This is a genomic window from Yersinia alsatica (assembly GCF_902170305.1).
In the GTDB taxonomy this organism is placed as follows: domain Bacteria; phylum Pseudomonadota; class Gammaproteobacteria; order Enterobacterales; family Enterobacteriaceae; genus Yersinia; species Yersinia alsatica.
Map to the genome: position 1 here is coordinate 216,220 of NZ_CABHWW010000028.1, position 14,359 is coordinate 230,578.

The window sequence follows — 14,359 nt, forward strand, 5'->3', positions numbered from 1 at the left end:
CCTTGATGATGTTTTCCGTCTCCCTTAAATAACAGGGTGTTATTGTGCTGTACCGAGAAAATTCTTATATATCAATATGATGATCCGTTTGTGGTGGTCTTGTTGCTGTTACAAATTGTTACATTTAACTAATTGGTGTTAAGTGTCTAATGTTTCTAAACTGCCGCCGCTGGGTATTTAATTGATGTGCTAATGTGTGCGAAAAATACCTGTCAGAGACTGTTTTATGCCATCCGGTGAATGGGTAAGGTTATCTACGAACAATTATTTTCTTATTTCATTCACCCGAATTGTCGGTGAGTTGTGGATATTGAACCTGGCAGCGTAGATTATTTTTACACATCTTCTCAGGAATGGATTTCCTAAGTTTCCTTCACTCAATAAGGAACGTTGATGTCCTCTTCAAGTTTCCAGAATGAAATACCCAAAGCGCGCGTTAATATTAAATTAGATCTCCACACTGGCGGAGCTCAGAAGAAAGTTGAGCTTCCTCTGAAATTATTAGTGATGGGAGATTATAGCAATGGCCAGGAACAGCGCCCGCTGTCTGAGCGTGACAAGCTTGATATTAATAAAAACAATTTCAACAGTGTTCTGGCTGAGTTTCAACCGAGCCTGAAGTTGACTGTACCTGACACTCTTGCCGGGGATAGCACGGATACAGCGGTCTCCCTGACCTTCCGAGACATGAAAGATTTCGAACCGGAAAGCGTGGCGCGTCAAATCCCGCAATTAAGGGCTTTGCTGGCGATGCGTAACCTGCTGCGTGACCTCAAATCCAATCTGCTGGACAACGCCACCTTCCGCCGTGAGCTGGAAAATATCCTCAAAGACGAGGCACTGAGCGATGAGCTGCGTGCTGAACTGGCGGCATTGGCCCCGAAAGACTGTTAATCACTGAATTAGCCGCTTGTAAACGGAAAGAAGAAAAGGAACATGCTGATGTCTGTACAGGAAAATGCTGCGCAGGGTAGTGCGACGACCGTATTAGAGAAGAACCGCCCCGTCGCCCAGGGGGTTTATGCCTCGCTGTTTGAAAAAATCAATCTTAGCCCAGTGTCATCACTGACCCGTCTTGATGCTTTTCAAAACAACGATGCACTGGCAGAAGCCACAACCGACGAGCGTGTTACCGCTGCGGTCAGCGTCTTTTTAGACTTGTTGAAACAGTCGTCTCGAAAAGTAGAAAAACTGGATAAAACCTTACTGGATGGCCACATTGCAGCACTGGACGACCAAATCAGTCGCCAGCTAGATGCGGTAATGCATCATCCTGATTTCCAGCGTGTAGAGTCCGGCTGGCGTGGCCTTAAGTTCTTGGTTGACCGCACTGATTTTCGTCAGAATGTCAAAATTGAACTGCTGGACGTGTCGAAAGAAGACTTACGTCAGGACTTCGAAGATTGCCCGGAAATTGTCCAGAGTGGCTTATATCGCCATACCTATATTCAGGAATATGACACACCGGGTGGCGAGCCTATCGGTTCGGTTATTTCTAACTATGAGTTTGATGCCGGTCCGCAAGATGTCGCGCTATTACGCAACATTTCTAAAGTTTCTGCTGCGGCACATATGCCATTTATCGCCTCTGTTGGCCCTAAATTCTTCCTCAAAGACTCCATGGAAGAAGTGGCTGCCATCAAAGATATCGGCAACTACTTTGATCGCGCGGAATACATCAAATGGAAATCGTTCCGCGACTCTGACGATGCACGCTATATCGGCTTGACTATGCCGCGTGTATTGGGTCGTCTGCCTTATGGCCCTGATACTGTGCCAGTACGTAGCTTTAATTACGTTGAAGAAGTGAAAGGCCCGGATCATGAAAAATATCTGTGGGCGAATGCGTCTTTTGCGTTTGCGGCCAACATGGTGAAAAGTTTCATCAAAAACGGCTGGTGCGTGCAGATTCGTGGTCCACAAGCGGGTGGTGCTGTAACTGACTTGCCGATTCACCTGTACGATTTGGGCACCGGTAATCAGGTGAAAATCCCGTCAGAAGTGATGATCCCGGAAACGCGCGAGTTTGAGTTTGCCAATCTGGGCTTTATCCCACTGTCTTACTACAAAAACCGTGATTACTCTTGCTTCTTCTCGGCTAACTCTACCCAAAAGCCAGCATTGTATGAAACGGCGGATGCGACTGCCAACAGCCGCATCAATGCCCGTCTGCCGTATATCTTCCTGCTATCACGTATTGCTCATTACCTGAAGTTGATCCAACGCGAAAATATCGGCACCACCAAAGATCGCCGTTTGTTGGAGTTGGAGCTGAATAATTGGGTACGCAGTCTGGTCACTGAGATGACTGATCCGGGCGATGATTTGCAGGCTTCCCATCCACTGCGCGATGCAAAAGTTACAGTAGAAGATATTGAAGACAACCCAGGTTTCTTCCGCGTCAAGCTGTATGCCGTACCACACTTCCAGGTGGAAGGTATGGACGTCAATCTGTCGTTAGTCTCGCAGATGCCGAAGGCTAAAGCTTAAGGCGGTCGTTGGGATGAAAATTTATCGTCCGTTATGGAGCGATGGGGCCTTTTTGGCCCCGCAACAATTCCAGCAACAGGCCCGCTGGGATGCTTATGTGGCAGATAGCGTGGCCCATATGGTACTGGCATCTCCTTGGGGAGTTATTGAGGCAACCTTCGACCGGGGGTCGTTGGCGCTTTCTCGCCTGAACGTGCTTAAACTGGTGGTTCGTTTTCCTGATGGCACGCTAATTGATTCTGAACGGGCAGATAACCTGCCCCCTAGCTGCGATTTGTCTGTAGTTTCAGACCGTGATGCCGTGGACGTGGTGCTGGCATTGCCGCTGCTTTCGGCTAACGGCGGCAATCTGGATGATGGGCAAGACAGCGCGCGTCCTCGCCGCTGGCAGCAGGAGTGGGTTACCGTACAGGAGCTTGCTGGTCATGAGCGTACCGAACTGGCAATAATGCGCCATGCGGTCACGCTGCGTTTTGCTCACCAGGAAAATAGTGCCTATCTGACCTGTCCGGTGGTGCGGTTAATACGCAGTGCCCAGGGGCAGTGGATGCCAGATGAGAATTTTATCCCACCGATGCTGTCACTGGCGGCCAGTCCGGTTGTGTTGATGGCGTTGGGGGATCTCATCCATCGACTGCAGGCTCGTCGGCGTCGTCTGATGGCCATGCGGCGTGAAAGCAACGAGCGGATGGCTGATTTCTCGGTGGCCGATGTGTCGCTGTTTTGGTTGTTGAATGCGTTAAACAGTGCTGAGCCGGTATTAACAGAACTGTATCAGACGCCTTCGCGCCATCCCGAACTGTTCTATCGAGAACTGGTTCGCCTCGCCGGTAGCCTGTTGACGTTTTCTCTGGAGCATAAAGCCGAAGACATTCCTCTGTATCAGCATGACGCACCGGAGCAGGTTTTCCCGCCGCTGTTCACTTTGCTTGATGCGCTGCTCGAAGCCAGTCTGCCATCCCGTATGGTGGTGATTGAACTCGCTCATGAGGGCCAATTCTGGACCGGTTCTCTACACGATGCTCGCCTGCGTGAAGGGGCTGATTTCTATCTGTCTGTTCGCTCTTCGATCCCCAATCATCTGTTGCAGACCCAGTTCCCACTGTTGTGTAAAGCCGGCAGCGTTGAAGATGTGTCCGATGTGGTTAATGTGGCGCTCAACGGTGTGGCGATGAAACCACTGTCCCATGTTCCGGCTGCTATCCCGCTGCGTCTGGAGAATCAGTACTTTGCCCTTGAACTCAACGGGCCAGCAGCGCAAGCCATGTTGGATGCGGGTAACTGTGCTTTCTACACTCCAGGTTCGCTGGGTGATATCAAACTTGAACTGTTTGCGGTGCTGCGCTCATGAGCAAAATAAATACATCTGTCGTTGATGCGGTTTTCTATCCCTGCTGGCTGATGGTTAGCCAATTGCGCAACGGTCAGGAAATTGAAGACGGTGAGGCTTTGTACCGCCGTGCCTGTGAGTGGATTGACGGCGCACGTGAGGCGTTGTCGCGTGCCGGTTTCAGTGAGATTAGTTGTGACCATATGTTGTATACCCAGTGTGCGTTACTGGATGAAAGTGTGCTGAACCGCCAGAAACAGGACAGTGGCTATACCAAATGGCTGAAAAACCCGCTTCAAGCCCGCTACTTTAATACCCTGAATGCAGGTGAGGAATTGTGGGAGCGGATCCGTACGGTGTTACAGGAGCCGGCACCAGATACCGCCGTGCTGACCTGCTTTTATCGTGCGTTGACCTTAGGATTCTCCGGTCGCTATCGTGAACAGGGAGATGAGCGGAGAGAAGATGTGGTGCGTAAGCTGAGTTTGCTGGTGCCACCATTCGCTTCTTCACAGGAGACACCGCTGGTCTCGCGCTCACTGCGTCTGCGCTCCGGACGCGAAACCTATTGGTTCTCGTGGGTCGCGGGCGTCGCAATCCTGGTTGCTTTGTGGTTCATGTTGTCCACCCGGCTTACGCAGATGGTGTCTCAGCTGACAGGGATGCATTAGCGGATGCGTGGATTAACGCCGTTACTCTTGCTACTGCTGAGCACATGCCTGGCACTGTGGCTTATCTTGGGTTTTTGGCCGTTGGGAACGGGTAGCCGTGTGGCACTGAGCATCGTGGTTGTCATCCTCTGTGGCGGTGTCGGTTATTTTCAGTGGCGCAAACACAACCGCTATAAAGTGGCTCATGACTCCATTGCAGATTCAACGCTGCCACCTGAAGATTTTCAGGGCGCGGTAGTGCTGGTTTGCGGTGACAGCAATGTCCTGTTTTCCCCCTCAGCCTCTTTTCGTGAAACCCACCAGGGTTGGTATCTAACGGTGAAGATGCCAGAACAATTGCCCATATTTGCGCAATATTTGGCGGCGGAACGTCCGGCGCTGATTGCTCAGATCTCTGTGTTACTGGCCATTGTGCCAGAGCAGCATCAGGACCGGGATGATTTTTCACAGTCGCTGCGTGCTTGGCAACGGGCTATCGTGCAGTGCAAAGGATGGCTTGCAGGAGTTCCACCTGTCTGGCTGGGCATCTGGCTTTCACAGCCTACGGTTTCACCAGCGCAAACAGATCGTTGGTATATGGTCACGCCGGGGCAGAAAGGCATTCAGGTTCAGGAAGCCGGGGCAGGGATTATGCCGTTGGTTGAATGGAGTCGGCATCAAGATCCCCGCAACGGGCAGGAAAGGTTGAGCTCTGTATTATGGATGGAAAGTCTTCTGTGCTGGCTTGATGAATATGTTCTGAGCATCCTGACACAGCGGCAAGGGGATGTCCCTCCACTGACCCCGTGCGCATGGGGTTGCTGTTTTACCCCGGTTACGGGGCGTCAAAACAATCTGTGGCAGACATACATTCGTGGCGTCACCACGCTGACACCTGTAGCCGCCACTGAGCAAAATGACCTGCCGTTGCCAGAAGTGTTACTGCCTTATTTGCCTCGCCGTCGTGGTGTCTCCCGCCTGATGCAATGCTGGCAGATGGCCGGTGTGCTGTGCGGTGTATTTTTATTGTTTGCCCTGTTGGCCTCTTTTGTTAATAACCAGCGTCTGGTCCAGAGTGTGGGCGATCATCTGTCGCTGTATAACCGGCTCACTGGTACGCCTCCAGCCCCGAAGACTCTGGCTCAGCAGCAACTGCGTGCGGATGCACACCTATTGGATGACTGGTTACGCCGCGGTGCACCCATGCGTTTGTCTCTGGGGCTGTATCAGGGCCTGCGGCTTAGGGCTCCACTTGAAATTGCTATCAATAGCTGGACGTCTCCTCCACCGCCCCCTCCCGTAATTAATCGAATTGTTCAGGGACCCAAAACCCTGCGTCTGGATAGCCTGTCACTGTTTGACGTGGGTCAGTCAATACTCAAAGCGGGCTCCACCAAAGTGCTTATCAATGCGCTGGTCGGGATTAAGGCGAAACCTGGCTGGCTGATCGTGGTCGCGGGTCATACCGATATCACGGGAAATGATAAGTCCAACCAGACCCTGTCATTGAAACGGGCGGAATCGGTACGTAACTGGATGCGTGATACCGGGGACATTCCGGAAAGCTGCTTTGCCGTACAAGGCTATGGCGAGAGCCGCCCGCTGAAATCTAACGATACGGAAGCGGGCCGTGCGCTCAATCGCCGTGTCGAAATCAGTCTGGTACCGCAGGCTGATGCCTGTCGCCTGCCAGGCGTAAAAACAGCGTCACAGGATGAAAGTGACGTATCAACTCAAGAAATGGAGAAGTAAACCATGGCAATTCCAGTTTATCTGTGGCTGAAAGATGACGGCGGTGCGGACATTAAAGGTTCCGTCGACGTTAAAGATCGTGAAGGCAGCATCGAGATCGTGGCACAGGAACATAATCTGTATATCCCGACTGACAACAACACCGGCAAGCTGACAGGGACCCGTATTCATACTCCATTCCTGTTTACCAAAGAAATCGACTCTTCCAGCCCGTATTTGTACAAGGCGGTGACCACCGGTCAGACCCTGAAATCTGCGGAATTTAAATGGTATCGCATTAACGATGCAGGTCAGGAAGTGGAGTATTTCAACACCAAGCTTGAGAACGTAAAACTGGTGAAAGTCGCGCCGAAGATGCATGACATCAAAGATCCAGCTAAAGAGAAACACAACCATCTGGAAGCGATTGAACTGCGTTACGAAAAAATCACCTGGACTTACAAAGACGGCAACATCATTCATTCCGATTCATGGAACGAACGTACTACCGCATAGTTACCCGTCATTCTTCGCGCCGCAGGTGCGTTGGCGACGTTCGCTCACCTTGGTCACATAGTTATCTATGCTCCCAGGGGCTCGTTCACTTGCCGCCTGCCTGCAACACGAATTATTTAGGGTAACCCGCATCAGCAGGCGGTTCGCCGTCTGCTTTTTTGTGTTTTTAGCTGAGTATCTGTGCATCGGTATTCAGCCAAACGCATACACATTTTATCAGATGACCTTATGGGCCTCGGTTGACGGCTATGGGCGGTAGCGTGTCCGACGCTAGCTTACTTATCAGGTTTTGCAACGGTTTCGCACACAAGGAAGAGAGTTTATGACAACGCATTCAGCACACTTATTACGTCGGTTAAATCCCTATTGTGCGCAGGCACTAGCCGGTGCCGCTACTCTGTGTCAGACCCGAGCCCATGCCGAGATCACCGTCGAACACTGGTTGTTGAAATTGCTGGAGCAGGGTGAAGGCGATATCACGGTGATTGCCCGTCGCTATGAGTGGGACATGGACAGTCTGTGGCAGGGGTTGCTGGCCCATCTGGATACCTTGCCGCGCACAGTGCAGGGTAAACCCCAGTTGTCGGCCGCGTTACAGCAACTGATCAAAAGTGCCTGGCTGGATGCCTCGTTGCAGGAGAACGCCGATAACGTGCGTTCCGTTCATCTGCTGGCCGCGCTGATTGCCACGCCGTCATTATTAGCCGCCGATGCCGCCTGGCCGTTGCTCAGCCTGAGCCGCACGCAGTTACACCGTCTGTTACCGCTGCTGGACAGTCAATCCGATGAACGTCCCGAGGTTCAGCAAGCTGCGGCACTGGCGGACAGCCCGGTCAATTTGACGGACGAAGCAGCGACCATCCCCTCAGCCAGCGGTCAACCCCAACTGAATGACGCCCTGCAAGCGGCGTTGGATAAATTCACTCTGGATGTGACCGCCAAAGCTAAAGCTGGGCAGATTGACCCGGTATTTGGTCGCGATAATGAAATCCGCCAGATGGTGGATATCTTGTCGCGTCGGCGTAAGAACAACCCCATTTTGGTGGGTGAACCGGGAGTGGGGAAAACGGCACTGGTTGAAGGTCTGGCATTGCGTATCGCCGAAGGCAATGTGCCGGATAGCCTAAAAACGGTCAGCCTGCGCACGCTTGACCTTGGCCTGTTGCAAGCGGGGGCCGGGGTAAAAGGGGAGTTTGAGCAGCGCTTAAAAAATGTTATCGAAGCGGTTCAGCAGTCTCCTCACCCCGTGTTGCTGTTTATTGATGAGGCACACACTATTATTGGTGCTGGTAATCAGGCAGGGGGCGCTGATGCCGCTAATCTATTAAAGCCAGCACTGGCACGCGGTGAATTACGTACTATTGCCGCGACTACGTGGTCTGAATACAAACAGTATTTTGAGCGCGATGCGGCACTGGAACGTCGCTTCCAGATTGTTAAAGTCGACGAGCCGAATGACGACATGGCGTGCCTGATGTTGCGTGGCCTGAAGTCGCGTTATGCCCAACACCATGGTGTCCACATTACTGATGAGGCGGTGAAAGCGGCGGTCAGCCTGTCACGCCGTTACATCACCGGCCGTCAACTTCCAGATAAAGCGGTTGATTTGCTGGATACCGCCAGTGCCCGCGTGCGCATGAGCCTTGATACCTTGCCGGAGGAGTTAACCCGGCTGAAGGCGCAGATTAGCGCATTGGCGATGGAACAACAGGCGCTGTTGGAAGATATCGCCCTCGGTAACCACCGCAACACTGAGCGTCTGGGTCAGATTGAACTGCAAACAACAAGTTTAGGTGAGCAACTGCGGGGGCTGGAGAATCAGTACCATGAGGAAAAAAACCTGACGCAGCAACTGCTGGAAACTCGTCAGGACATCAGCCGTCAGGTCGATATCAATGCACTACAGCAGCAATTAAGTGAATTGCAGGGCAGTGCGCCATTACTGTCACTGGATGTTGATGTCCGTACCGTTGCAACGGTCATCGCCGATTGGACTGGGGTTCCCTTAGGCAGTTTGTTGAAGGATGAACAAACCAACCTTCTCTCCCTGGAGAATCATTTAGCCAGTCGGGTAGTTGGGCAGGATGCTGCCCTGAAAGATATGGCTCAGCGGTTACGGGCAGCGAAAACCGGCCTAACACCAGAAAACGGCCCTCTGGGCGTTTTCCTACTGGTTGGCCCAAGTGGTGTAGGGAAAACCGAGACCGCACTGGCACTGGCCGACACACTGTTCGGTGGTGAAAAATCACTGATTACCATCAACCTGTCTGAATATCAGGAAGCGCATACCGTTTCCCAACTTAAGGGCTCGCCACCGGGTTATGTCGGCTACGGTCAGGGGGGGATTTTGACCGAGGCGGTGCGTAAGCGACCTTATAGCGTGGTGTTGCTGGATGAAGTTGAGAAAGCCCATCGCGATGTGCTCAATGTGTTCTATCAGGTGTTTGACCGTGGTTTTATGCGCGACGGCGAAGGGCGTGAAATTGATTTTCGCAACACGGTGATTTTGATGACTGCCAATCTGGGCAGTGACCACATCATGCAGTTATTGGATGAACAGCCGCAATCCACCGATAGTGATCTGCAAGAAATGCTGCGCCCGATCCTGCGTGATCACTTCCAACCCGCACTGTTGGCCCGCTTCCAAACATTAATCTACCGCCCGCTGGATGCCACCGCGTTGCGCACCATCGTCAAAATGAAATTGGCGCAGGTGGCAAAACGCCTACATAAGCATTATGGCCTGCAATGTACCCTGGGTGACAGTCTGTATGACACCTTGGTTGCTGCCTGCTTATTGCCAGACACCGGTGCGCGCAACATTGATAGTCTACTTAATCAACAGATTTTACCGGTGCTGAGTCAGCAACTGCTGCAACGGATGTCGGAGCAAACACCTACCACGTCACTGACTTTGGGCTGGGATGAAGAAGAAGGGATTGTGCTGGAGTTTGAGAGTTCTAAAGGATAACTATTATGGACAGTGCTAAAGAAATTGCCAGAGATATGCTGGATGCTATTAATATCGATGGTTCTGGATTTTTCGGTGCAGTCGCGAAAGGATTTATCTCATTTCCTGTTAGCTTTTATTATCTTGGTTATGACTTTATGGATACTGAACATCGAAGCGAAAATTTTGATGACAAGATGAGAATAGCAAAGCTAATAAAATCAGGGACTATTAACAGAGAAGTAATTGAGAAAATTATTGGTATCTTTATGAATGACTTTTCCTCTCGAATTAACATAGCTAATCTCGTGAGAAATATCGCAGGAAGCTCGATTGGAAAAGTATTATTTTCTCAATTGACAGGGGTTAATCTTGGTAACGTAATTGCAACTCGTGCTGTGGCTGCATTTTTATCAGGAACTGCGATCGGTGCATTTATTACTGTCGGTGCGGAAACATCCAGATCAATCTATACATCCAGATATCTAAGGGAAAGGAATCCGATGATATACTATAAATTGCAAGGATTGGGTGATTTAGACCTTCTTTATTTTCTTGTTGAAGATACGGTCAAGCCTTTTGAACGAGCCTGCACTGTTAGTGACCAAAATCCGGAAGAGTTTAATAAAATTTGCGAATACTTTTTTGGTGGCCTATGAGTTTGAAAAAATAGCATTTATCACATTATCCATGGCTGTACGTTGGCTAGGATTAGGATTAAATAAAATTCAAAATAAGTTTGATAATCACTAGTCTCTTAAAATAAAGAAACGAAAACATAAGATATAAGTCATTCATGAATATAAAAAAAATTGCAGTAATCTTAATGTCAAATATTGTTTGTGCAATTGGTTCTACCATAGCAATGGTTGGCGTAATCTCTTCTCTTTGGTTTTTTTTTCTATCGAACAGTGATGATAGATTCTACTGGGGTGGGGGGGCTAGTTTATTGGCCATCTTAGGATATTTAATTTTCCGCATCACTTATCCTAACATTCAAAGGAAATGGGATGATTACTACTAATAACGTTCAACCACCTAATATTTATTAGTCCTACAGCATAGTGAAATTATAGGGCAGGAAACCGAAAATGAATCTTTTATCCGAACTAACTGGAGCAACGCTTAACCGCTACAGCCTGATTATTCCGTCCTGCTTTTCTCCGCTGGATGTTGAGGACTTTAATGGGCTTGAGCAAATAAGTGTTTTGTATCATTACACTATCCAATTTACCACTCTTCATCCCGATCTCACCGCTGAGTTGTTTTTGAATAAACCAGCCACATTGAATATGGGTATAGGGGATTTGCTCAGCCCGGTGACGGGAAAAGTGGTACACGGTGTAATTACACATTTTAGGCGTATATCAGGTTCACGTGATCAGGTTAAATACGAGATTATTGTAGAACCCTTTCTAGTCCTGCTAAACAAACAATTCCGTACACACCGTTTCTTTGTTAATAAATCGGTACCTGAAGTGGTCGAACAAATACTTCAGGAACATGGTCTGAAAGACTGGGAATATGAATTTGCTCTGAAACAGAGTTACCCAAAACGTGAGCAGATAAACCAGTATCAGGAAAGCGACCTAAAATTCATTGAGCGATTGCTCTCGGAGATGGGGATATTTTACTTCTTCACCTTGCAACCGGACACCCAGACCGAAGTGATTCATTTTGCTGATAAGCAGAGTGCCTATGAGTTTGGTAAAACTCTGCCACTGAACAGCCCGTCAGGCATGAGTGATAGCGGCGTACAGTCAGTCTGGGGACTGAGTGTACGGCATAGCGTAGTGCAGGCCAGCGTGACAACCAAAGATTACAACTACCGTGAAGCGCAGAAAGTATTGCAGTCTACCAGAGTAGACATGACGCGCGGCGATGGTGAAGGCACAACCTATGGCGAAGTGTATCATTACAAACCTCGCCATCTGGATACCGGCGATAAAGTAGATCCAACCGCGGAAACTGCTAACTTCCTCGCTCGTCTTGACCATGAACGTTTTTTATCAGCACAAACACTAATCACCGGCCTTAGCACCGATCCAACATTACATCCTGCTCAAGTACTGACGGTAACTGATACATCGATCCCGTCTACATTACCGGAACTGCTGTCGCAACCGATGGTCGTGGTCCGCACCGGATTCAGTGCCAGTCGTAAAGATGCACTGAAAGTGACAATCGCAGCAGTACCCTACAGTGAAACCCTGTGCTGGCGTCCGGAATTACTTCCACGTCCGAAAGTCAGTGGCACCATGATGGCACGCGTGACCAGCGCCAAGTCGAATGATATCTATGCCTGGCAGGATACCTCCGGTTTGTATCGGGTGAAATTTGATGCGGATCAGGACGATAAAGTACAGGGTCAGGAGAGTATGCCGGTGCGACTCGCCAAACCTTACGGTGGTGATGTGTATGGCATTCACTTCCCACTGGTACAAGGCACCGAGGTAGCGATAGCCTTCCATGACGGTGACCCAGACCGCCCCTATATCGCCCATGCCCTGCACGACTCGCGTCATACCGACCATGTAACCGAAAAAAATAACACCCGCAACGTGATCCGCACCCCTGCTTTCAACAAGCTGCGCATGGAAGACAAACGCGGCGAAGAGCACATCAAGCTCAGCACCGAATACGGCGGCAAAACCCAGTTGAACCTCGGGCATAACGTGGATGCCCAACGAGTTCTCCGCGGTGAGGGGGCCGAGCTGCGAACCGATGACTGGGTTAGCATCCGTGGTGGGAAAGGGGTGTTTATCAGTGCGGATAAACAGCCGTCTGCTGGGGGAGAGATGCTGGATATGAGCGAGGCGATAAGCCAACTGGAGACGGCATTGTCGCTGGCGAAAAGCCTATCGCAAGCAGTGCAAACCGCGCAAACACATGAAGGAGATATTGCCAGTCAGCAGCAGTTAAACAAATCGCTGAACGAACTGAGAGCGGCAGGGATATTACTGCATGCTCCGGAAGGTATAGGGATGGTGAGCCCAAAAGCGGTACGGATAGCATCGGGTGGTGAAAGTATTGGTGTGATGTCAGGGCACAACACTGATATCAGTGCGGGTAAGTCGTTCACGGTGGCGGCCAGTGATGCGGTGAGCTTGTTTGCTCAAGGACAGGGCATGAAACTGTTTGCGGGCAAGGGCAAGATAGAAGTACAGGCGCAGAGTGATGCGATTTTAGCAACGGCGCAGAAAGATATTGAAATCCGTAGTGCAGAAGGGAAAGTAGAGATATCAGCGAATAGTGAGTTAGTGCTGACTTGTGGTGGAGCATATATCAAACTCAGCGGTGGGAATATTGAGCTAGGTTGTCCGGGTAATATTTTGTTGAAGTCGGCCAATGTACAGAAGATGGGTGCGGCGAGTTTGAATATTGCCCCTAAAACATTCCCTCGTGGTTTTGGGGGGAGTTATGCCCTTACTGATGAAAAAACCGGGGAAGCTTTACCCTTTACTCGCTATCAGATAACAACTAGCGCAGGGGATGTTTACTCAGGAACGACTGACATTGAAGGGAAAACAGCCAAAATTTTTACCACCACGCCAATGCCATTGACCATCGGTTCTCCAGATGAATCGCTGGATGAACAATTAAGAGCGATTGATGAGTCAACGGGAGAACCACTGGTGGAATATGCTTACTATGCAAAATCACAAGATGGACAGGTTTACTCGGGATTTACCGATGCTCAAGGACTGACTGAACGAATGATAACTCAGGGCAAATCGGAGATAACCGTATCTTGGGGCGATGAAGCCCTTGCTCGGATAGAGAAGGGTGCATAAATGAATCAGAAAACAGTCGTGAAATCCAATAATAAAACGGGTTCTGTTCAGGATGTCAAAATTAAATCTATCTACTTTGATGAGTTATGGTCGGCTTACCCATCAAGTACGATCAAACATATTGATCCCAAGTCGAAAGACGATATATTTTCAGATCACTGTGCAATAAATGTCAGTCAAGCTTTGTATCAATGTGGCATATTGATGAAAAGTTTTAAAGGAGCCAGATGTTGGAATTGCCCTACACCGGATAGTACAGGAAAAGGAATTCATGCTATTCGTGCCCAGGAATTGAGTGATTATCTCAAAAACCAGAAAACACTTCCTTTTGCTGGGGGTAAAAAGCCACTGGAATTGACGGGAAAAACCTATGAAGATGCTGTGTCTGATAAAACAGGACTCATTTTTTTCCAGGATTATTGGTTACGCTCTGGTGAGAAATCCCCTACCGGTGATCATATCGATTTATGGAAAAACAATAAATTAGCCAGTCTGGGATGGTTATCTACTTGGGCAAGAAGAACCTTTCCTCAGGCATCTGAAAGTTACCTGTCAATGTCCGACCTAAGGAAATCAACAAAAGTCTTGTTTTGGGAAATTCTATGAAAAGAAAACTTTTGCTTTTATCCCTTTATATTTTACTTTCTTTAACTTTATTTTTTATCTTCATTATCACTGGTTTTTCATCATATCTTTATCATGTCTATGAAGGGGTTATTCTACAAGGACACTATGAGGGGGAAACCAAAGCTGCGTTTTATATGGGCTTTTTAATCAAATTGTTGCTGCCGGGCTGTTTTTTATTAGTTGGTGTTTTTTATAGCACTTATTTATGGAAAAAGAAAAGAAACCCGTAAAGGGATTTCTTTGTTAATAAGACATAACTCAGGACTAATAA

The 14,359-nt window shown here is 49.2% G+C and carries 11 protein-coding genes; all 11 read left to right on the top strand.

The features are described 5' to 3' along the window. Positions 1-393 precede the first annotated feature (393 nt). The 11 genes from tssB to FTA96_RS18175 all read left to right on the top strand — a co-directional run bounded on the left by tssB (position 394) and on the right by FTA96_RS18175 (position 14,318). The gene (gene tssB / locus FTA96_RS18125; RefSeq protein WP_050318109.1) at positions 394-894 is read left to right on the top strand and encodes a type VI secretion system contractile sheath small subunit; all 501 of its coding nucleotides are present in this window, start codon (positions 394-396) and stop codon (positions 892-894) included. A 42-nt stretch (positions 895-936) separates the two neighbouring features. Then, positions 937-2,490, top strand: coding sequence for a type VI secretion system contractile sheath large subunit (gene tssC, locus FTA96_RS18130; protein WP_050108416.1), 1,554 nt, complete (start codon positions 937-939; stop codon positions 2,488-2,490). Positions 2,491-2,503: 13 nt separating this feature from the next. Continuing rightward, positions 2,504-3,841, top strand: coding sequence for a type VI secretion system baseplate subunit TssK (gene tssK, locus FTA96_RS18135; protein WP_050123592.1), 1,338 nt, complete (start codon positions 2,504-2,506; stop codon positions 3,839-3,841). Next, the gene (gene tssL / locus FTA96_RS18140; protein WP_145574486.1) at positions 3,838-4,491 is read left to right on the top strand and encodes a type VI secretion system protein TssL, short form; all 654 of its coding nucleotides are present in this window, start codon (positions 3,838-3,840) and stop codon (positions 4,489-4,491) included. The genes tssK and tssL overlap by 4 nt, the downstream gene beginning before the upstream one ends. Positions 4,492-4,494: 3 nt before the next feature. Further along, entirely contained in the window at positions 4,495-6,222 is a 1,728-nt protein-coding gene (locus FTA96_RS18145; protein WP_145574490.1) for an OmpA family protein, read from the top strand. A gap of 3 nt (positions 6,223-6,225) precedes the next feature. Beyond that, positions 6,226-6,717 carry a type VI secretion system effector Hcp gene (hcp, locus tag FTA96_RS18150; protein ID WP_004711812.1) on the top strand — a complete coding sequence of 164 codons (492 nt, stop codon included), beginning with the start codon at positions 6,226-6,228 and terminating at the stop codon, positions 6,715-6,717. Positions 6,718-7,039: 322 nt separating this feature from the next. Beyond that, positions 7,040-9,688, top strand: a complete 2,649-nt coding sequence (tssH, locus tag FTA96_RS18155) for a type VI secretion system ATPase TssH (protein WP_145574492.1) — start codon at positions 7,040-7,042, stop codon at positions 9,686-9,688. Between the two features lie 5 nt (positions 9,689-9,693). Further along, on the top strand, positions 9,694-10,326 hold the full coding sequence (locus FTA96_RS18160) for a hypothetical protein (protein ID WP_050134354.1): 633 nt from the start codon (positions 9,694-9,696) through the stop codon (positions 10,324-10,326). Between the two features lie 432 nt (positions 10,327-10,758). Then, a complete protein-coding gene (locus FTA96_RS18165) occupies positions 10,759-13,461 on the top strand; it encodes a type VI secretion system Vgr family protein (protein WP_145574494.1) in 2,703 nt (900 codons plus the stop codon). Then, positions 13,462-14,067, top strand: coding sequence for a T6SS effector amidase Tae4 family protein (locus tag FTA96_RS18170; RefSeq protein WP_050108398.1), 606 nt, complete (start codon positions 13,462-13,464; stop codon positions 14,065-14,067). Beyond that, complete coding sequence (locus tag FTA96_RS18175; protein ID WP_050108396.1) at positions 14,064-14,318, top strand: hypothetical protein; 255 nt, start codon at positions 14,064-14,066, stop codon at positions 14,316-14,318. The genes FTA96_RS18170 and FTA96_RS18175 overlap by 4 nt, the downstream gene beginning before the upstream one ends. Positions 14,319-14,359: the final 41 nt, after the last annotated feature.

Coding starts and splice junctions, on each gene's coding strand:
- hcp (WP_004711812.1), top strand. CDS start 6,226: ATGGCAATTCCAGTTTATCTGTGGCTGAAAGATGACGGCGGTGCGGAC.
- FTA96_RS18160 (WP_050134354.1), top strand. CDS start 9,694: ATGGACAGTGCTAAAGAAATTGCCAGAGATATGCTGGATGCTATTAAT.
- FTA96_RS18170 (WP_050108398.1), top strand. CDS start 13,462: ATGAATCAGAAAACAGTCGTGAAATCCAATAATAAAACGGGTTCTGTT.
- tssC (WP_050108416.1), top strand. CDS start 937: ATGCTGATGTCTGTACAGGAAAATGCTGCGCAGGGTAGTGCGACGACC.
- tssB (WP_050318109.1), top strand. CDS start 394: ATGTCCTCTTCAAGTTTCCAGAATGAAATACCCAAAGCGCGCGTTAAT.
- FTA96_RS18165 (WP_145574494.1), top strand. CDS start 10,759: ATGAATCTTTTATCCGAACTAACTGGAGCAACGCTTAACCGCTACAGC.
- FTA96_RS18145 (WP_145574490.1), top strand. CDS start 4,495: ATGCGTGGATTAACGCCGTTACTCTTGCTACTGCTGAGCACATGCCTG.
- tssK (WP_050123592.1), top strand. CDS start 2,504: ATGAAAATTTATCGTCCGTTATGGAGCGATGGGGCCTTTTTGGCCCCG.
- tssL (WP_145574486.1), top strand. CDS start 3,838: ATGAGCAAAATAAATACATCTGTCGTTGATGCGGTTTTCTATCCCTGC.
- FTA96_RS18175 (WP_050108396.1), top strand. CDS start 14,064: ATGAAAAGAAAACTTTTGCTTTTATCCCTTTATATTTTACTTTCTTTA.
- tssH (WP_145574492.1), top strand. CDS start 7,040: ATGACAACGCATTCAGCACACTTATTACGTCGGTTAAATCCCTATTGT.